The sequence below is a fragment of the Streptomyces sp. NPDC107559 genome, from assembly GCF_055657365.1.
In genome coordinates, this window is sequence record NZ_JBVKBD010000002.1 from 741,160 (window position 1) to 760,337 (window position 19,178).

Annotated in this window: 13 protein-coding genes; 6 read left to right on the forward strand and 7 right to left on the reverse strand. The window is 71.6% G+C overall.

Annotated elements, in window-relative coordinates; translation table 11 throughout:
• Window positions 1–132: 132 nt before the first annotated feature.
• Window positions 133–864 carry a sulfotransferase-like domain-containing protein gene (locus tag ACZ7OY_RS09775; RefSeq protein WP_471910901.1) on the reverse strand — a complete coding sequence of 244 codons (732 nt, stop codon included), beginning with the start codon at window positions 862–864 and terminating at the stop codon, window positions 133–135.
• 248 nt (window positions 865–1,112) lie between these two features.
• On the opposite strand from ACZ7OY_RS09775, the gene lysX reads away from it, so the two are divergent.
• Genes lysX through ACZ7OY_RS09800 form a run of 5 tightly spaced genes read left to right on the forward strand, consistent with a single transcriptional unit; the run spans window position 1,113 to window position 9,479 of the window.
• Window positions 1,113–1,991, forward strand: coding sequence for a lysine biosynthesis protein LysX (gene lysX, locus ACZ7OY_RS09780; protein WP_471910902.1), 879 nt, complete (start codon window positions 1,113–1,115; stop codon window positions 1,989–1,991).
• A complete protein-coding gene (locus ACZ7OY_RS09785; protein WP_471910903.1) occupies window positions 1,988–3,112 on the forward strand; it encodes a M20/M25/M40 family metallo-hydrolase in 1,125 nt (374 codons plus the stop codon). Before lysX ends, ACZ7OY_RS09785 begins: the two co-directional genes overlap by 4 nt.
• 5 nt (window positions 3,113–3,117) lie before the next feature.
• On the forward strand, window positions 3,118–7,215 hold the full coding sequence (locus ACZ7OY_RS09790) for a non-ribosomal peptide synthetase (RefSeq protein ID WP_471911205.1): 4,098 nt from the start codon (window positions 3,118–3,120) through the stop codon (window positions 7,213–7,215).
• 10 nt (window positions 7,216–7,225) lie between these two features.
• Complete coding sequence (locus ACZ7OY_RS09795; protein ID WP_471910904.1) at window positions 7,226–8,380, forward strand: acyl-CoA dehydrogenase family protein; 1,155 nt, start codon at window positions 7,226–7,228, stop codon at window positions 8,378–8,380.
• 1 nt (window position 8,381) lies between these two features.
• The gene (locus ACZ7OY_RS09800) at window positions 8,382–9,479 is read left to right on the forward strand and encodes an acyl-CoA dehydrogenase family protein (protein ID WP_471910905.1); all 1,098 of its coding nucleotides are present in this window, start codon (window positions 8,382–8,384) and stop codon (window positions 9,477–9,479) included.
• Between the two features lie 33 nt (window positions 9,480–9,512).
• Here the strand turns inward: ACZ7OY_RS09800 and ACZ7OY_RS09805 are convergent, their stop codons facing one another.
• From ACZ7OY_RS09805 to ACZ7OY_RS09820, 4 genes are all read right to left on the reverse strand, one after another.
• The gene (locus ACZ7OY_RS09805; protein ID WP_471910906.1) at window positions 9,513–10,226 is read right to left on the reverse strand and encodes a response regulator; all 714 of its coding nucleotides are present in this window, start codon (window positions 10,224–10,226) and stop codon (window positions 9,513–9,515) included.
• 145 nt (window positions 10,227–10,371) lie between these two features.
• Entirely contained in the window at window positions 10,372–10,551 is a 180-nt protein-coding gene (locus tag ACZ7OY_RS09810) for a hypothetical protein (protein ID WP_471910907.1), read from the reverse strand.
• A 126-nt stretch (window positions 10,552–10,677) separates the two neighbouring features.
• Window positions 10,678–13,710, reverse strand: a complete 3,033-nt coding sequence (locus ACZ7OY_RS09815) for an AfsR/SARP family transcriptional regulator (protein ID WP_471910908.1) — start codon at window positions 13,708–13,710, stop codon at window positions 10,678–10,680.
• A gap of 153 nt (window positions 13,711–13,863) precedes the next feature.
• Window positions 13,864–14,814 (reverse strand): phosphoribosylglycinamide synthetase, encoded by a 951-nt coding sequence (locus tag ACZ7OY_RS09820; RefSeq protein ID WP_471910909.1) that lies wholly within the window; start codon window positions 14,812–14,814, stop codon window positions 13,864–13,866.
• A 536-nt stretch (window positions 14,815–15,350) separates the two neighbouring features.
• Between ACZ7OY_RS09820 and ACZ7OY_RS09825 the strand changes: the two genes are divergently transcribed.
• Window positions 15,351–15,899: a DUF1062 domain-containing protein gene (locus ACZ7OY_RS09825; RefSeq protein WP_471910910.1), complete on the forward strand. Its 549-nt coding sequence runs from the start codon at window positions 15,351–15,353 to the stop codon at window positions 15,897–15,899.
• Window positions 15,900–16,005: 106 nt separating this feature from the next.
• Here the strand turns inward: ACZ7OY_RS09825 and ACZ7OY_RS09830 are convergent, their stop codons facing one another.
• Window positions 16,006–17,499, reverse strand: coding sequence for a cellulose binding domain-containing protein (locus tag ACZ7OY_RS09830; protein ID WP_471910911.1), 1,494 nt, complete (start codon window positions 17,497–17,499; stop codon window positions 16,006–16,008).
• A 305-nt stretch (window positions 17,500–17,804) separates the two neighbouring features.
• Window positions 17,805–19,163 (reverse strand): radical SAM protein, encoded by a 1,359-nt coding sequence (locus ACZ7OY_RS09835; RefSeq protein ID WP_471910912.1) that lies wholly within the window; start codon window positions 19,161–19,163, stop codon window positions 17,805–17,807.
• Window positions 19,164–19,178: the final 15 nt, after the last annotated feature.

Sequence of the window (19,178 nt, forward strand, 5' to 3'; positions counted from 1 at the left end):
AAACACCGCCTTACATTCCATACGTAGCCCGGTCGTTCACATTTTTCGTCCGCACCGTAACCACCCTGAATACCCGAATCGCCGTCACGTGCACTCGCCGGGTAATCATGGTGACTATTGCGCTCCGAGCGGTCACGGCCGGAGCGCGACGGCGCGCAGCTTCTCGTAGTACGGCTGGTGGTGGTCGCGGTGGGCGCGCAGCACCGGGTCCGCCGCGACCGCCTCGGCGCTGCCGCCGCCGCTCCGGGTGAAGCCGGCGGTCTCACTGGTCGACCTGTGCCATCTGCCGGTCGACCGCCACTCCGAGCGCATGCCCGGCTGCCAGCTCAGCGCGTCCGGCAGGAACGGGATGCCCACGGCCGCGCAGTACGCCCGTACGGTGTCGGCCGGCCGGTCCAGCAGGTCGTCGGAGTCGATCACGACCGGCGTGGTGCCGGTGGCGGCCTGCACGGCGGCGAAGATCTCGTACAGCCGGGCGAAGCCGATCTCGTCGCGGCCGAGGTCCGGGTTGAGCGCATGGTGCGAGGCGATGGCCTCGGCCGGGTCGCGGATGATGAAGGTGTGTGTCGCGACCGAGAGGAAGTCCTCGTCGGCCAGGAGCGCCGGGTAGTGGAAGTCCGTGGTGTCCTTGAAGAACACCGGCCCCTCCGTCGCGATGGCACGCAGCGCCGCGAGCACGTCCTGCTCGTCGCGCGCGATCCGGCCGCCGACCTCCACCTCACCGAAGTCGACCACTCGGGAGAACGGTTCGTGCACGACGGCGCGGTCGCCCCGCTCCGTCATCATCCGTGCGAACGCGGTGGAGCGGCAGCGCGGCGCACTCCACAGGGCGAGCACCGGGATCCGCTCCGATTCGTGTCCCACAATTCCCCCTCTTCTCTGACAGCGGTGAACTATTGCGGAAGGTATTCGAATCCGTTCAAGAGTGGCACGGCGACCGTCGCGGACAGGTAATCAGAATTCGCAGCCCCGGCGGGAGGAGCCAACACGGCGAGCACCCGTGAATAAACTTCCCGCGGACGTCCGCGAGCTCGCTCCGCCCATAGTTTCCTTTCTGTACGGAAGGCCGGTCATGCCGTCCTACCAACCACTGGTTCTCATACGGAGGTCACGTGTCAGCGACACCGGAGCGCCCAGGTGACCGCAGGATGGCGGTGCTCGCCAGCAGGGTCGGCGCGGACGAGAAGAGGCTGTTTGACGCGTTCGACCGGCGAGGTGTCCCCTTCGACCATGTCGACACGCGCCGGCAGTGGTTCCTGGCCGGCCGGCGTGAGCGGCCCTGGAGTCTCGCGCTGAACCGGGAGATCGGTCAGGTCCGGGCCGCGTACGCGGCCCGCTGCCTCACCGCCGCGGGAGTCGACGTGGTCAACAGCGCGCACGCGACCGAGGTGTGCGGCGACAAATGGCTCACCACCACCGCCCTGGAGGCGGCCGGGATACCGACTCCCCGCACCGCTCTCGCCCTCACCCCGCAGGCCGCGCTGGCCGCCCTGGACTCCATCGGCTACCCGGCGGTGATCAAACCGCTGGTCGGCTCATGGGGCCGGCTGGTGGTCCGGCTGCCCGACCGCGCCGGTGCGGAAGGGGTGCTGGAGTACGCCGCCGCGCTGCCCGGCCCGCAGTCGCACCTCGTGTACGTGCAGGAGCTGATCGAGAAACCCGACCGGGACATCAGGGTGATCGTGGTCGGCGGTCAGGTGCTGGGCGCCGTCTACCGGACCGGCGAGACCCTGCGCACCAATGTGGCCCTCGGCGGGCAGACCCGGCCGTGCGAGGTGACCCCGGAGATCGACAAGCTCTCCCTGGCCGCGGCCGCCGCCGTCGGCGCCGACATCGCCGGTGTCGATCTGATCGAGGACCGCGACGGCCGGCTGCTGGTCCTGGAGGTCAATCACCGGGTCGAGTTCTCCGGCTTCCAGTCCGCGCTCGCCGACCGGGTCGACGTCGCGGACCACATCGTCGACCACCTACTGGAACGAGCGCAACGATGAACTGGGCGTTCACTTCTTCCGGCGCCGTCACCGAGACGTACGCCGCCGGACTGCTGCGCGAGATGCTGGAGATCCCCTCCTCCTCCTACCAGGAACACCAACTGGCCGACTACCTGGCCGAGGCGATGACGGACCTGGGCTTCCGGGCGCACATCGACGGCGTCGGCAACGTGATCGGCGTGATCGAACGCGGTCCCGGCCCGACCCTGATGCTCCTCGGGCACATGGACACCGTCCCGGGCCAGTTCCCGGTCCGCTCCGAGGACGGCAGGCTCTACGGCCGCGGCGCGGTGGACGCGAAGGGACCGCTCGCGGCGATGATCTGTGCCGCGGCCGGCGCGGTGGACTTCCCCGGCCGGATCGTGGTGGTCGGCGTCGTCGAGGAGGAGACCCCGCGCTCGCGTGGCGCGATGGCGATCCGCGCCACCCATGCCCGGCCGGACGCGCTGATCATCGGCGAACCCAGCGGCTGGTCGAGCGTGGTGCTCGGCTACAAGGGCAAGCTGGACCTGCGTTACACCGTCAAGTGTCCCGCCACCCACCCGAGCAACCCGGTGCCCAAGGCGTCCGAACTGGCCGTCGCCTGTTGGGACGCGCTGGTCGAGCTGCTCGGGCCGGACGCGAGCCACGGTGTGTTCGACCGGCCCGGTGCGACCCTGTGCCGGCTCAACGGCGACCTGACCAGCGCGACGGCGGATCTCAGCATCCGCATCCCCCCGGGATTCGACGTCGACGAGCTGGTGAACGGGCTGCGTGACCGGCTCCCGGCCGGCCACCTCGACGTGCTGAACTCGGTGGCGGCCTGCCGGGTCGGCCGGGCCGACCCGGTGGTGCGCGCGCTGGTGTCCGGCATCCGGCAACTGCACGCCAGGCCGCGCCTCGTGGTGAAGACGGCCACCTCGGACATGAACACCCTCGCCGAGGTCTGGGACATCCCGATGGCGACCTACGGGCCGGGCGACAGCAGCCTCGACCACGCCGACGACGAGCACATCGTGCTCTCCGACTACCTGCGCGGCATCGACGTACTGGCCACTGCCATCTCCGAGTTGGCCCACCTGCCCGTGCGCTCGGACGACCGGACCGGCGACGCGCCGCAGCCCGTGAGGAGTCTCAGGTGACCGACATGACCCGGCGCCTCGCCGCGCTGCCCGCACCGCGCCGCGCACGGTTCCTCGCCCGGCTGCGGGAACACGCTCAGGCCGTGGCGGGGCGCGGCCCCACGGCGCGCGGCACCACCGGTCCTGCGCCGCTGACACCCGCCCAGCAGACCCTGCGGTTCCTCGACCAGGCGGCGCCGGACAGCCCCGACTCCGGCACGCCGCTGTGCCTGCGGCTGCGGGGCGCACTGGACCCGGACGCGCTGCGCTCGGCGCTGGCCGCGGTCGTGGCCAGGCACGAGGCGCTGCGGACCGCGATCGTGCCGCGCGAGGGCACCGTGCTGCAGGTCGTCGCCACCGAGGTCCCGGTCGAACTGCCGGTGGTCGAGGTGGCGGGCGGCGACCACGACCAGCGGCTGGCCGCCGCGCGGGCGCTGATCGCGGGCCGGGTCGCCGAACCCCTCGACCCGGCCCGGACGCCGATGTGGCGCGCGCTGCTCGTCCGGGTGGCGCCGGACGACCACCTGTTCCTGTTCCACGTACCCGCCGTCGTCTGCGACGCCCGCTCGCGCGGGGTGCTGCGGCGTGACCTCGCCGAGTTCTACCGGTCCTCGCGCGACGGCGACGTACCCCGGCTGCCCGCCCTCGCGGTGCAGTACCCGGACCACGCGGTGTGGCAGCGCGACCGGCTCGGCGGCGCCGAGCTGGACGAACTCGCCGCGTACTGGCGGGAGAAGCTGGCCGGGGCCGAGGTGCTGGAGTTCCCGACCGACCGGCCACGGGGCGAGATACGGACCTTCGCGGGCGACACGGTCCGTGCCACCGTCGGGCACGAGGCCCTGGAGCGGGCGGGGGAACTGGCCCGGCAGGAGGGCGTGAGCCCGTCCGACGTCCTCGTCGCCGCCTTCTTCGCGCTGCTGCACCGCTACTCGGGCCTGGACGACCTGGTGATCGGCTCGCCCGACGCGAACCGGCGGCACGACGCCGTGGACTCGGTGATCGGTCTCTTCGCCGACCTGCGGATGCTGCGCGCGGACGTCTCCGGCGACCCGACCTTCCGCGAGCTGGTCCGGCGGGTCGGGCGGGTCGCGGCCGAGGCGTCCGAGCGGGGCGGTCTGCCCTTCGACCAGCTGATCGACGCGGTGGACCCGGTCCTCGACCCCTCGCGCTCGCCGCTCTTCCAGATCGTGTTCGGGGTGGAGAGCCCCGGTGCGCAGAGCCCGGACACCACGACCGGCCTGCCCGGTGTCACCCTCTCGCACGAGGACGTCCCGACCGGCACCTCCCGGTTCGACATGAGCTGGAACCTGGTGGAGCCGGCGGCTCCCGGAGCCGACGCCCCCCTCGCCGTCGAGTTCGGCACCGACCTGTTCGACGCCGGGAGCGTCGCCCGGTTCGCCCGGCACTACGACGGGCTGCTGCACACCCTGACCGCCGCACCGGACGCCCCCCTGTCCACCGCCGAGGTACTGAGCGCGGCGGACCTGGAGTTCCTGGACGGGGCCGGCCAGGGCCCGGTGCGGCCGGTCCGCGAGTCGACGGTCGTGGCGGAGTTCGAGGCACGCGTCCAGGAGGCGCCCGACAGCGTGGCGGTCGTCGTCTCCGGCGTCGGGACCGGCTACGCCGAGCTCAACACCCGGGCGAACCGGCTCGCCGCCCTGCTGCGCGGGCGCGGCGTCGGACCGGGCGACCGGGTCGGCCTGTGCCTGCGCAGGAACGTGGACGTGCCGACCGCGATCCTCGCGGTGCTCAAGACCGGCGCGGCCTATGTGCCGCTCGACCCGGCACATCCCTGCGGGCGGGTCGCGGAGATCGCCGCCGACGCGGGCGTCCGGACGGTGATCGCGCACGCCGGGACCGGCCGGGCCCTGAGCGAGGTCGACGCGCCCGTCGTGACACTGGACGACGTCCGCGAGGAACTGGCGGCGCTGCCCGGCCACAACCCCCCGCTCGCGGCGCGGCCCGGCGACGTCGCGTACGTCATCTACACCTCCGGCAGCACCGGCAAGCCGAAGGGGGTGCTGCTGGAGCACCGGGGCGTGGTCAACTTCATCGACTCCACACGGGAGTTGTTCGACCTGACCGCGGCCGACCGGGTGCTCGGGTTCGCCTCGACGACCTTCGACGTCTCCGTGTTCGAGACGTTCTCGGCGCTGCTGACCGGCGCCCGGCTGTGCGTGGCGACCGACGACGAACGGCTGTCCGTCGAGCGGCTCCAGTCGCTGATGGAGCAGGCCGGCATCACCGTCATCGACCTGCCCCCGACCGTGATGCCGCTGCTGGCACCCGAGCGGTTCACCGACCTGCGGATCGCGTTCGTCGGCGGCGAGGCGTTCAGCGGCGAGCTGGTGAACCGGTGGAATCCGGGCAGGCGGCTGTTCAACGGCTACGGCCCGACCGAGTGCACGGTGACGATGATCGTGGAGGAGTGTCCGGGCAGCTGGGACGCCTCACCGCCGATCGGTCTGCCCATGGCCAACCATGTGGCGCACGTGCTCGACCGCGACCTGCGCCGGGTGCCCGTCGGGGTGCCGGGTGAACTGGTCATCGGAGGCGCCGGGTTGGCGCGCGGCTATCTCAACCGGGATGAGCTGACCGCGGAGAAGTTCATCGCCGACCCGTTCGGCACCGCGCCCGGCGGACGGCTGTACCGGACCGGGGACCTGGTGAAACGGCTGGCGGACGGACGGCTCGTCTTCCTCGGCCGGATCGACCAGCAGGTCAAGATCCGCGGACTGCGGATCGAACTGGGCGAGGTGGAGTCGGCGTTGACCGGCTTCGACGGCATCGGGCCGGTCAGCGTACGCGCGTGGACCGACGACAACGGGGACAAGCACCTGGTCGGCCATCTGACCGGGGTCACCGAGCAGCAGGTGCCCGCGGTGCGTGCGCATCTGGGCACGCACCTGCCGTCGTACATGATCCCGTCGTACTTCGTGGTCCTCGACGAGCTTCCGCTCACCAGCAGCGGCAAGGTCGACTGGCGCAGGCTGCCCGCACCGGACCTGAGCCGCACGGGCGAGGAGGCCGGCGACGAGACGCTCACCGCGACGGAACGCGCGCTGCTGCGCGATGTGCTCGCCCCCCTGCTGCACGACGACCGGATCGGTGTGCGCGACGACTTCTTCCTGGCCGGCGGCAACAGCCTCCAGGCCGTGCAGCTGATGTCGGCGATCAACCGCAGGTTCGGGGTGGAGATCGCACTCGGCGACTTCTTCGCCTCGCCCACCGTCGCCCATCTGGCCGCCACCGTCGACACCGTCCGCGCCGCACGCGGCGACGAGGCGGGCGATCCGCTCGACGCGCTGGAGAGCCCGTCCGGACAGAAGAGCGCGCCGGGCGGTGACCGGGCGCCGGTGGTGATGCGTGCGTCGGGTCCGGCCCAGGCGATCCTGCTGCATCCCTCGGGCGGTGAACTGTTCTGCTACATACCGCTGGCCAGGGCGCTGCGCGAGGACGTCGGGGTGAGCGGCTTCGCCGCCGATCCGCGCGACGCCCTCGTCGCTCCGCAGGACGCGCTGGCGGCGACCGCCACCAGGATCGCGCACGCGCTGCTCGAAGCCGGACCGCCCTCGTCGTACTGCCTGGCCGGCTGGTCCTACGGCGGTGTGCTCGCCTTCGAGGTCGCCCGGCAGATCGAGCACAAGACCGGGCAGCAACCGCCGTTGGTCCTGCTGGACGCCGCCTACGACGAGGACCGTGTCCCCCTCGACGAGGCGACGGTACGGCAGCGGTTCGTGCACGACGTCGCCAGGCTGACGGGACGCGACGGTCCCCGGGTGCGCGCGGTCCTCGACGACCCGGCCGTCGGTGCGGCCGACGTCAAGGAGTCACTGACCCGCCTCGGCGTCGAAACGGGGCTCACCGGGCAGGAGTTGGCCTCCCGCTTCGAGACCTTCCGGTCCTGCGCCCTGTCCATGCAGGCCTACCGCCCGCCGGGTCCGTACGGCGGACCGGTCACCGTGCTCACCGCCACGCCCCACCTCGCCATGGAGGAGCAGTGGCGGACGGTGTGCACGGGCCCGTTCCGGGCCGAGAGCGTACCCGGCGACCACTACACCCTTTTCACGGAACCGGCGTTGAGCCGGGTCGTCGCGGCGATCGAAGAGTCGCTCGCCTCTTGAGGAGACGTCCATGCGGTTCGGATTCACCGAGGATCAACAACGGTTCCGGGCACAGGTGCGCGCGGCCCTGCGCTCCGCCGAGGTGCGTGCCGCGGCGGCGGAGGCCACCGGCGCCGACGGTGTCGAGCCGGACGCCCGTCCGCTCTACCGGCTGCTCGGCAGGCTGGGCCTGCTGGCCGTGCACTGGCCCGTCGAGTTCGGCGGACAGGGCCGCCCGCTGACCGACGCGGCGATCGTCGCCGAGGAGCTGGTGCGCGCGGGAGTGCCGGACACCTTCCATGTCAACACCATCCAGATCGTCGGCCAGTTCCTGCTGATGGCGGGCAGCCACGAGCAGAAACGCCGGTACCTGCCCGCGCTGGCGCGCGGCGAGAGTTTCGCCTCGGTGCTCTACACCGAGCCGGACGCGGCCTCGGACCTCGGTGCGCTGCGGGCCGTGGCCGAACCCGACGGCGACGGCTACCGGATCACCGGCACGAAGGTGTTCAGCCTCAAGACGCGCTTCGTCGACCTGGGACTGTGCGCGGCCCGTACGACGCCCGGTGCCGGGAAGTACCAGGGAATCAGCCTGTTCCTGGTCGACATGGGCGCCCCCGGTGTGACGGTGTCGGTGATACCCGGCGTCGGCGACGAGCACTTCCACCGGGTGGACCTCGACTCGGTCCCGGTGCCGGGCGAGGACCTCCTCGGTCCGCGCGACGAGGGATGGCCGCTGCTCAACGAGGCACTGGCCATCGAACGCACCGGTCTCGACTACCACCTCAAGGCGGAGCACTGGCTCCGGGCCGCGCTGGACGCGCTGGCCGACGGCGACCCGGGCTCCGCGCACGACGACCGACTGGAACAGCTCGGCCGCTGGTACGGCGCACTGACGGCCGACCACGTCCTGGCCTGGGAGGTCCTCACCGGCCTCGCGGCGGACCGGATCGACCAGGTCTCGACGGCCGTCGCCAAGTACCACAGCAGCGAACTCGCCCAGAGCATCGCGGTGTGGGCCACCGGCATCCCCAGCCCCGGGCAGCGGGCGAACCGCAGCAGGGCCGCTCTGACCCTGGACTCCGCCTACCGGGAGGCGCCGGGGCTGACACTGTCGGCAGGTACCTCCGAGGTGATGCTCCAGATCACGGCCGCCGCGTTCGACTCCATCGAACAGGAGGAGCACTGACATGGACCTCACCCCCGATCCGCTCGCCGTCCGGCTGCGCCAGGCCCTGCGTACGGGACTGGCCGGCGTCCCCGCCCGGATGGAGCTGCACGGCGCGCCGGTGACCGACGGAGCTCTCGGGCCCACCAGGCCGGTGCTCGACGAACTGGGCGTGTCGGACTTCGAACGGCCGGCCGCCGCGGGCGGCCTCGGCCTCGGCCTGACGGCCGGGGTGCTGGTCAGCGAGGAGCTCGGCCGCGCGGCCCGCGGGAACTCCTACCGGGCCGACGCGACGGCGGCCGACCTGGGCGGCCCGGCCGGTGCGGCACTGGCGGGCTGGGAGGTGCTGCCGGCCGGCAGCGGGGTCACCGCGGCCCCGCGAGCCGGTGGCTGGGAGCTGACCGGCACGGTCACGGTCGACGACGTGAGCGCGGGGACACTTCTGGTGGCGACCAGGACGGGCGGCGAGCCGGTGGTCGTCGCGGTGGAGCGCACGGCGCCCGGCTGCACCGTCGAGAGCGGGTGCTGGCCGCCGGTCGCCCGGTTCGACGCCACACCGGTCGGCACGGCGGACGTACTCGGGCCGCTGGACGGCTCGCCCGCCGGCCCGCTCGGCCGGGCGCGTCTGCGGCAGGCCGCCTACCTGCTGGGCATCGCCGACGGCGCGCACCGGACCGCGGTGCAATACACCGGCTTCCGGCGGCAGTTCGGCACTCGGCTGCGTGATCTGCCCGCGGTCTCGTTCCCGTTGGCGCGGGCCCTGGTGACGCTGCGCGCGACCAGGGCGGCGGTGTACCGGGGGGCCTGGTCGGTCGACTCGGAGCCGGACGCCGTGGGCACCGCGCCCCTAGCGGCGCTGGCGATGGCCGCCGAGACCGCGCGCGACGTGGTGCGGCTGAGCATGCAGAGCTGCGGGGTCCGCGCGATGACGGCGGAGCTGGGCCTGCACCGGTACTTCCGGCTGGCCGCGGCCGAGTCCGTCCGGTACGGCGATCCCGCCGCGCTGTGGCGGACGGTCGGCGCCGACCTCGTGCGGACGGCGCGGCGCGCTGCGGCCGGCCCGGAACTTCCGGTCGCGGCGGCCGTCCGGCCCTGGGGGATCAACGGCCGTAGGGGATGAGCGGGCCGTAGGGGATCAGCGAGCCTTGGGGGATCAGCTGGCGCGCAGGCTCCCCGCCGACAGCATTCTCTCGTCGCCGAGGGGCCGGCCGGCCGAGTGGGTGAGGCCGGTCCGGTAGGCCAGGGACACGAGTTCGGCGCGGTCGCGGACACCGAGCTTGGTCCGCACGCGGTAGAGGTGGGTGCGGACCGTGGCCTCGCCGATGATCAGCTCGCGGGCCACCTCCTCGGTGGACATGCCGAGCGCGACCATCCTGGTCACTTCCCGTTCCCGCGGGGTCAGCTCGGTCATCTCCGGGCAGGTCGCGGCCTCCTGGGGCTCCGGCTGCGCACGGAACCAGGTGACCAGACGCTCCGCGATGTTGGGCGCGAGCATGGTCTGTCCGGCGGCTGCCGCCTGGATGGCCGTGATCAGCTCCTGCGGGCTCGCCTCCTTGCCGAGCAGACAGCTCGCGCCGGCGTGCAGCACGTCGCTCACCGTCTTGTCGGCGTCGGAGGCGGTGAACACGACGACGCTGGGCGGCTCGTCCTCCTTGCCGAGTCTGCGGATCAGCTCCAGACCGGAGATGGTCTGGAGGTCCAGATCCGTGACCACGACATCGGGCCGCATGGTGCGGACGAGGACGATGGCTTCCATGCCGTTGTGGGTGGTGCCGATCACTTCTATGTCCGGCACCGCGTCGAGGAGGGTCTTGAGACCGTCCGCGATCACGGGCAGCTGATCACAGATGAGCACCCGAATAGTCATGATTTCCCCCTGCTGAGGATTAGGTAGAAGCCTCGCTGTCACGAACGGGATCGCGGCGCCCCGTTATCGCGAGGCTCGCCCCAGAGCAGTGACTCTTCCGGGTGGCTGGACCGGGGGCCGCAACCGGTGGCTGCGGCCCGCCCGGTCAGCCGTTGCCGTTGTTGTCCGTCCCGGACAGGGGCAGGTCCGCCGAGGAGGCCAGGGCGAAGGCGACGGTGCGCTGCTGGGCCGTCGCCGGCGCGGCGGTGTCGGAGGAGGTCGTGAAACCCCCCACGAGCGCCCCGAGAGCGATGACGGAGGCGGCGGCGACAGGGGCGAAGCGCATGGGAGAACTCCTTTGGAGAGGAAGGCCGTTTCGACTCCACTGATGTTCGCGATCCGCCTTCCCGGCGCGTTCCCCTCCGGACACCCGCCCGATCCCCCTGCCCGCGAGCCGGGGGATCCGCGGGGTTCAGCGTGCGTTCTCCGGGACTTTCATGAGGGAGAAGAGGTTGTCCGCCGCGGAGCGGTGCTGCTGCGCCAGCTGCGCGTCCCCCTGGGCCTCGGCGGTACGGCCGAGGCCCCACAGCGCGCAGGCCTCCTCGTAGCGCAGCTCCATCCGGCAGGCGATCTCGTGGGCCAGCAACTGCTGCGCCTGCGCGGTCCCCAGGTCCCCCTGCGCATAGCGAACCCGTCCCACCGAGAGGTGCACGGTCGCCCGGTGGATGTCGTCGGTGCTGCTGGTGGCCTTGGCGAGTGCGTGGTCGGCGCTGTCCGCCGCCTCGTCCAGCTCCCCCATGCGCGCCAGCACGTCGGCTCTGCGGGCGAGCACCAGCGGCAGCACCGAGGGCATGCTCATGCGCTGACATCGCTCCAGCGCCGCGTCGGCCCAGGCGAGCGCCTCCTCGAAGCGGCCGAGGCGCTCGATCGCCTGGGAGAGATTGCTCAGCGCGTCCACGGAGAGCTGGATCTCCTTGATCGAGTCGAAGATGGCCACCGCCCGCTCCGCCGACGCCGCCGCCTCGTCGAACAGCCCGAGCCGCACCTGGACCAGGCTGAGCGTGCTCAGCGAGGAGCCGTCGAGCCGGGTGAAGCCGAGCTCCTGGGCCCGTACGTTGGCCTCCTGGCACAGGTGCAGCGCGCGTTCCAGCTCCCCCATGCTGTTGCAGGCCTGTCCCAACCGGGCCCGGCACTCCGCCTCGCTGTGCACGTCGTCCATCTGCCGGGAGAGGTCCACGGCTTCCTCCAGCCGGACGACGGCCTCGCTCAACTGCCCCAGCCGCCACTTGCCCATGGCCAGATTCATCAGGTTCAGCCGGGTCAGCGAGCGGTCCCCGAGCTGCCGCGACGCGCTGACCCCCGTCTCCAGCGCCGCGTTCGCGCTGGCGTCGTAGGCGCGGATGCTGGAGTGGAAGCCCAGCTCGCGCGGCAGCCGCGCGGCATGCCACAGCAGCCCCTCGTGGTACGCGGCGTCCACCGCCGCCAGCAGGCTCTCGCGGTGCTGGTCGAGCCACTGGAGCGCCTTGTCCTTGTGGTCGAACTGGGCGTGCCCCTGGCCCTGTTCACCGACGTCCTTGAAGGTCCGCCGTCCGGGGAACAGGGTGTCGCAGGCGTGTTCCGCCGCGATCAGGTAATGGTCCATCAGTCGCCGTACCGCCTGCGCGTCCTCCGGCGCCTTCTGGCTCTGCGCGACCCGCTGGACGAAACTGCGCACCAGGTCGTGCAGCGCGTACACGCCCGGCTCCCTGGCCTCCAACAGCCGTACGTCCACCAGTTCTTCGAGCACGTCCTCGGCCGTCAGCACATCGGTGTCCAGCAGTGCGGCGGCCTCCTCGGCGTCCAGATAGCGTCCGGGGTGGCGCCCCAGCAGCCGGAAGGCCGTGCGCTGTTCGTGCGGCATGGACTGGTACGACAGCAGCAGGGCGCCCGCAACTCCCCGGCCCTCGCTGGTGAGTTCGTCCAGGCGCCGGTCGTGGTCCCGCAGCCGCTCGACGAGCCGCTGGACCGTCCACTGCGGGCGGTTCGCCAGCCGGGCCGCGGCGATGCGGACCGCCAACGGCAGCCCTCCGCACAGGCGCAGCAGTTCACGGGCGGCGACCGGCTCTCTCTCGACGCGTTCGGCACCGAGGGTGTTGCGCAGGATCTGGTGGCTCTCCGGCTCCGGAAGGGCGCCCAGGGAGATCCATTCGGCTCCGTCCAGTCCGGTCAGCCGCGGACGGCTGGTGATCAGGACCAGACTGTCGGACGAGGCGGGGATCAGCTCCCGCACCTGCTCCGACGCGGCGGCGTTGTCCAGCACCAGGAGCATGCGACGGCCCCGCATGTACGACTGCCACCGCGCGGCACGTCCCGCCGGCACCGTGGGCAGCTCCTCGCTGGGGACACCGGCGGCGGCGAGCAGGTCCCCCTGCGCCTGGAACGCGCTGAGCGGCGTCTGCCCCGGCGTGAAGCCGTGCAGGTCGATGAAGAGACTGCCGTCCGGATACTGCTCGGCCAGCTGGTGGGCGGCGCGGATGGCCAGCGCCGTCTTGCCGCCGCCGCCCATGCCGTCCAGGGCCAGGACCGTCGGCGCCCCCTCCTGGGCCTTCCCGGCCGCGTCGCAGACCCACTCCAGCTCCGCGCTGCGGCCGGAGAAGTCGGGCACGTCGAACGGCAGTGCGTGCGGGACCTCCGCCGCCTGGCGCGGGGCACGGGACACCACCGCGCGTTCCGGGCGGGCGAGGGACGGGTCCTGGCGCAGGATGCGCTCGTGCAGTCCGGTCAGCTCCGCGCCGGGGTCGATGCCCAGTTCGTCCGCGAGGTGTTCCCGGGTGCGGGCGAACTCGTCGAGTGCGGCCGCCTGTTGGCCGGAGTGGTAGAGGGCGAGCATCAGCCGGCCGCGCAGCGTCTCGCGCAGCGGATGCTCGTCGACGAGGACCCGCAGCTCGCCCGTGATCTCGGCGGCCTCGCCCGCGTCGATGGACAGGTCGTAGAGCTGCTCGGCGGCGGTCAGCCGCTGCTCCTCCAGAGCCGTCGAGGCGGCGTCGACCACCCGGCCGCCGGAACCGGACAGCACCGGCCCTCGCCACAGGGCCAGCGCCTCACGCAGCCGGGCCGCGGCCCGATCGGGCTCCGCCGCCTCCAGTGCCACCCTGGCCTGCCTCAACAGCCCCTGGTAGCACAGCAGATCGAGTTGATCCGGTTCGACGTCCGCGCGGTACCCGGGCCCGTCGGTGACGATGATGTCGGGGCCGTGGGGGATGCGGCTGCGCAGTTTGGCGACCGTCTTGCGCACCTGGTGCTCGGCGCTGTCCGGCGGTTCGTCGTTCCATGCGGCCGCCACCAGACGGGAGACGGGCACGACGCGCCCCGCTTCCAGGAGCAGCATCGCGAGAACGCGCCGTTGCAGCGCCCCGTTGACCGATATGAGTTCGCGGCCGCAACGGACTTCCAGAGATCCCAGAACGGCGAATTCCGGTCTGGGACCTGTGTCGCCTTCAATGTGATCCGATGTCGCGGCCCGCACCTTATCCTCCCCCGTCAGCGATGAGATGGGACATACGCCCCCAGAGGGTAGATCATCGCGCTGAGCACACGCACCAGGCATGTCGGCTCCCGCGCTCCCGTCCCTCCGTGCCTTCGCCTCGTGCAGAAGGAAAACACAACTACCCTGCGCGCGTCACCGGGCAACCTGCCGGATATCGGCCACGAGATCCTGCCGCGCCTTGGCGACGCGTTCGCGGGTGACCTCCGGTGTACTCCCCTCCACGACCACATAGGCGCGCCGGGTGCGCGGATCGCCGACCGGCTCTATCCGGTCGCCGGCCGTGTAGGGGAAGCGGGCTCCGCGGACCCAGGGGGTCACGGCGATCTCCTCCGTGCCGGTGTACGTCTCCAGCCGCCCCTCGGGCAGCAGGAAGAAGCCGGTCTCCGCGTACTGGGAGGCCTTCGGCACGACCGGGGGGTTGCCCAGCAGACCCGTGAAGACCGCCGCCTCCAGGTCGAATCCCCGCGCGATCTCGACGAGCAGGGGGATGCGGTCACCGCCCAGGTGCGCGCGGCAGGACACGATCCGCGGCCCGTAGGGCAGCAGCGCCACCTCCGTGTGGGCCGGGCCGAAGCGGTATCCGCTCGCCGTCAGCCGCTCCTCGACCACCGCCGAGATGAACTTCTGTTCGTCATCGGTCAGGGGCGCCGGGTGGAGCCAGCCGGTGACGAGGAAGTCCGGTGGGCCCGTGGTGCGTTGGGCCGTCATCCCCACGACGTGATGGATCCCGTCGACGGTCAGCGTCTCGACGCCGACCCGGGGAGCCTCGGCGGGGACCTGTCCTTCCCCGTCGCCGGACCGGAGCCGTTCGTACACCGCCGGGGGGTTCATGGACAGCCCCAGCTGCCACGCCTCCCGGACCACCGGCAGGACGGAACTGCCGTGTCCGCAGTGCAGCACGGCGTCGATGCGGTTGCGCCGCGCGGTCCGCGCGATGGTCTCGCGCAGTGCGGTCTCGTCGGAGAAGTCGGTGAGCAGCAGTTCCTCGGAGGCCTCTTCGAGGCGCGGCGCGAAGTCGGCCTCCAACTGCGACGGATCCCATACCGACCAGATACGGAACCCCCGCTCGGCTCCCTTTCTCACGAGTTGGTGACTGGGCATCACCATGAGCAGTCTGGACTGCGAGCTTCTAGGGGCGTATGCGCACATACACGTCACTGTGCAGTGCGGTCTTCCCTCCCCGGTCCCCTTCCCTTCCCCCGTGGGCGGCCTCCGCCGTCAGCGGCGGCCCGGCGCCCGGCCCCGGGTAAGCGGGATGCGCAGCCGCGGGGCCGGAAGGTCGACGCCGTGTGTACCGGCGGCTGATCCCTGCGCGGACGCGCGGAGCGCGGGGGTGTCCGTAGCGTCGTCGTACCCGCCGGTGCGGCCGGCGCAATTCGCCCCGATATCACCGGTGATGACACACCGGCCGATTTACAGAACCTGGCGGTGAGATGTCCGAAAAACAGTGGAGCAGTGTCGTCGTGAATCACTACCATCCTGGCGAACCCAGCCGTCTAGTCAGGGACATGCCGTTGTACACCTCGTGAGACCTCCCAAGCGCTAATTCGTCGCGCGTCACGCATTTGTGTCGCGCTGCTTTTTGCTGCGAGCTTCTCACTGAAATCAGGTGTACTTCTGTGCTCGAAAACTGGGTAGTCGAACCTGTCCGTCTGCCGCTAATTCGCCGTCGTTGCCATGTGTGCGCGTCCGACAGTTTCCGCACGAGCGGCAAATTCCGCGTCAACGCGAACCACAAACTCATAGACGTCTGGCTCCTCGCGCTGTGCACCGGCTGCGGGGAGACCACGAAGCTCACGGTCATGGAGCGGATGAACGTGCGCTCCGTACGACCCGAGCTGCTGGACCGGCTGCATGACAACGACCCCTCCCTGGCGGCGGAACTGCTCCAGGACCCGGCCGTGCGGCGCCGCAACCACGTCTCCCTCGACTGGGACGACGCCTGGCGCCTGGACACCGGCGGATCGGATCACCTGGACCGCGAGGTGATCGACGTCTCGGTCCGCTTCGCGGCGCGGATACCCGTCCGGCCGGTGCGGCTGATCGCCGAGGGCTGCGGTCTGTCACGGGCCGAGGTCGAGAGACTGATCACGGACGGCAGACTCGTCTCGGCGGTCCGGCTGAGCGGCAGGCTCTCCGGCGACTTCACCTTCACGCTCAAACGCTGAGCCCCTGCCGGAACCAGGGTCTGTGCGGCGGGATCCGCCGGACAGACCCTGGGGGGCCGATGAACGAACTCTTGTCGTGCCGGGCCCCGTCGAGGGAGCGCGGCGGTCAGGACCGGGCGCAGTCCTGACCGTTGAGGGTGAAGCCGTACGGCGCCGAGTTGGTGCCCTGCCAGGTGCCGAGGAAGCCGAAGGCGAAGGTGCCGTTCGCGGCGACGGACTTGTTGTAGTCGGCCGCGGTCGCGGTGACGCGGGAGCCGCTCTGGGCGACGCTCGCGTCCCACATCTGGCCGACCCGCTGGCCGTCGCGGAAGGACCAGGCGACCTGCCAGGTGTCGAGGGCCCGCACGGTGGTGACGGTGACCCTGGCCTGGAAGCCGTCGGTCCATTCGCTGTCGAGGTCGTAGTGGACGTGGCAGACGGGCGCGCCGGTCTGCGCGGGAGCCGACGGGTGGTCCGCGGCGGCCGCGGTGGTGGAGGCGGTGCCCTGGGGTTCGGGGTCGGGGTCGTCGTGGCTGGGGGTGGCCGACGCGCTGTCGGCGGTGGGCCGCGGGGCCTCGTGGGTGACCGGCGCGGACCGGGTGGCGGTGCCGGACGGCACGGGAGGGTGAAGGTCGGCCACCGGCTGACGGTCGTCGCCGACGGCCGCGGTGTCGGCGCCGTCGTCACCGAAGGGCATCATCGACACGGCGAGGGCGAGCATCGAGACCAGGACCGCGGTGACGAGGAGTCCGTTGCGCACGGCGCGCGCCTTGTGGGTGCCGCCCTGGGTCTGGTCGCCGTCCGCGTCCTTGTCCTCGGGCGGGGGCGTGCCGAGCCGCACCTCGACGGCGCGGCGGCGGCGCTCCAGGTAGGCGAGGCCGCCCCAGCCGATCACGCCGCCGGCGAGTGCGGCGGGCAGTCCGCCGCCCTGGAGTCGCAGACAGGCCGCGGCCTCGGCGCACTCCACGCAGGTGGCGAGATGCCGGGACAGGTCCTCGGGGGTGTCGGCGACGGGCGAGCGGGTGACCGCGTCCAGCAGCCGGCGGTAGCTGCGGCACTCCCCGTCGAGCGGTGTGTCGAGGTGGTTGCGGTGGCAGCGGTCCCGGAACAGGCCGCGCACCTGGTCGAGTTCCTCGCCGGCGGCGGCCGGGTCGAGGCCGAGCCTGCGGGCCACCGCCCGCAGCGGCATTGCCTCGACCTCGGCGAGCCACAGCAGTGCCGCGTCCGGCTCCTGCATGTCGCGCAGGCCGCGCAGCGCGATGGGGCGGTGCAGGGGCGGTCCGGTGTAGCGGGCGGCCTTGTCCGAGTTGAGCCACAGGCGCAGGTCGGGGTCGAGCCTGTGCCCGTGGCCCGCGGCCTCCCAGGCGGCCGCCGTGGTGCGTACGGCGGTCAGCAGCAGGGGGATCCTGGGCAGCCCGGAGGGGCGCCGGCCGGCGCCGCGCCGACCGTTCGTCTCGGCCTCGCGGGCTTCGCGTATACCGAGTGCGAAGGCGTCCCTGGCCAGTTGCTGGGCGGCCGCGGAACCGGCCGTGCACAGATCCGCGTAGGAAAGCACCGCGTCCCAGCATTCCGAGAACAGTGCGGCCTCGGCGGCGTCCCGAGGGGTCGGCAGGTCGGGCATGGTTCTCCTGCATCCAGGATCGAGGTCAACTCGCCGTATTCGGCGAAGGAGTTGGGGGGTACCTCGCGGCAGGGCCCGACCCTTTCACGTCCCTGTCACAACTGACAAGCGCCGTTTTCAGATGTCATGGCGTGACGGTCGCGCGGGCGGCAGGCCTGACACGAAAGCCCCCTCGGCTCCGCCCTACTGTACGGACTGCGACGGTACTTGTACTCACCGCGTGCATCACGCGTCACACCGCCGCGGTCCCGTCCGCCCCGTCCGCCTGGTTCGCGGCCCCGCTCACACCTCGTTCACGGTCCCGCTCACGCCTTGTCCACGGCCTCCTTCGCCGTGTCGTTCGCCGTGTCGTTCGCCGTGTCGTTCGCCGGGAGGCTGTCCATGAAGGAGCTCACGGAGAAGACGGCGTTGCCGGGGCCGGGCGGGCCGTATCCGGGCGGGGAGGAGAGGCCGAAGTCGTCCATCGTGGCCCGGTAGGCCTCCAGGAGCCGGATGTGGTACTCCAGCGGAGCGCCCTGCGGGTTGGCCTTGCCCAGCGGGGTCGTGGGCTCGGGGCACCAGGTGGTGAAGCGGGGCGTGATGCCCTGCGACATGAAGAAGCGCAGGCCCTCGGTGGTGGAGGCGATGGCCTCGTCGACGGTCTTGAACCCGAACGGCTCGGCCATCTCCACACCGGCCACGAAGTTGGGGATCACGTTGCGGGCGCCGAAGATCTCGGCCGAGTCCAGGATCCGCTTGTGCCACTCGTCCCGGCCGACGTACCGCTCCTTGCCCGGGCAGTACATCTTGAACAGGTACTCGTCCCACACCTCGTAGTTGGGGTGGTAGATCTGCACGCCGTAGTCCTTGAACCGCTGGACGTCGTCCTTGGGCAGGGCCTGGGCGACGACCTTGCCGATCCAGCGGCCGGGGAAGCGCTCCTCGATGGCCTTGGCGTAGTGGCCGTAGAAGTCGGCCTCGTCGCGGCCGGAGACCGTCTTGGTGATCGCTCCGCCGGTCAGCGTGTAGGCGGTGGAGGTCTTCGCGGTGTCGTACCGGTCGATGATCTCCAGCGCCTCCAGCACCTCCTCCACGTCCTTGACACCCGTGTACGGCCGCCCGGCGGCCTTGTGCTGGCGCCAGTTGTGGTTGATGTCGCAGTACTGGCACTCCTCCTTGGCGCCGAAGTACTGGCAGACCCGGAAGACGGTCAGGTAGATCAGGTAGCCCCACTGGATGGTGGGGGCCACCTCCATGACGGACTTCCCGTTGGAGAGCTTGTGCCGGTAGTACTCGGGCATGGGCGGCACGCCGACGTCGGCGATCCGCCTGCCGTCGAGGTAGAGCCCTAGCAGGCCCTCCGCGTCGGCGGCGACACGGTAGGGCGAGGTCGGGTTCACGCGCACCGAGACGACGGTCCGGCGCAGGTCGTAAGGCCCTCCGGTGAGGATGATCTCCTCCGGCGGGCGCCTGAGCGCGGCCTCGCCGAGCTCGGGCAGGGTGCCGTGGTCGAAGGAGAAGATGAAGTACGACTTCGGCTTGACCTCACCGGCCTCGTTGTCGCTCAGGGCCGACGGGTCGAAGGCCACGCCGCCCCGGAGCAGGTCCTCCTTGAAGACCGCCTCCCGCGGCACATGCGGAAAGCGCTCCATCAGATCCTCGACCAGCGCGGTACGGCTGCCCATCCCGACTTCTCCTCC

Coding starts and splice junctions, on each gene's coding strand:
- ACZ7OY_RS09785 (WP_471910903.1), top strand. CDS start 1,988: ATGAACTGGGCGTTCACTTCTTCCGGCGCCGTCACCGAGACGTACGCC.
- ACZ7OY_RS09790 (WP_471911205.1), top strand. CDS start 3,118: ATGACCCGGCGCCTCGCCGCGCTGCCCGCACCGCGCCGCGCACGGTTC.
- ACZ7OY_RS09795 (WP_471910904.1), top strand. CDS start 7,226: ATGCGGTTCGGATTCACCGAGGATCAACAACGGTTCCGGGCACAGGTG.
- ACZ7OY_RS09800 (WP_471910905.1), top strand. CDS start 8,382: ATGGACCTCACCCCCGATCCGCTCGCCGTCCGGCTGCGCCAGGCCCTG.
- ACZ7OY_RS09805 (WP_471910906.1), bottom strand. CDS start 10,226: ATGACTATTCGGGTGCTCATCTGTGATCAGCTGCCCGTGATCGCGGAC.
- ACZ7OY_RS09810 (WP_471910907.1), bottom strand. CDS start 10,551: ATGCGCTTCGCCCCTGTCGCCGCCGCCTCCGTCATCGCTCTCGGGGCG.
- ACZ7OY_RS09830 (WP_471910911.1), bottom strand. CDS start 17,499: ATGCCCGACCTGCCGACCCCTCGGGACGCCGCCGAGGCCGCACTGTTC.
- ACZ7OY_RS09835 (WP_471910912.1), bottom strand. CDS start 19,163: ATGGGCAGCCGTACCGCGCTGGTCGAGGATCTGATGGAGCGCTTTCCG.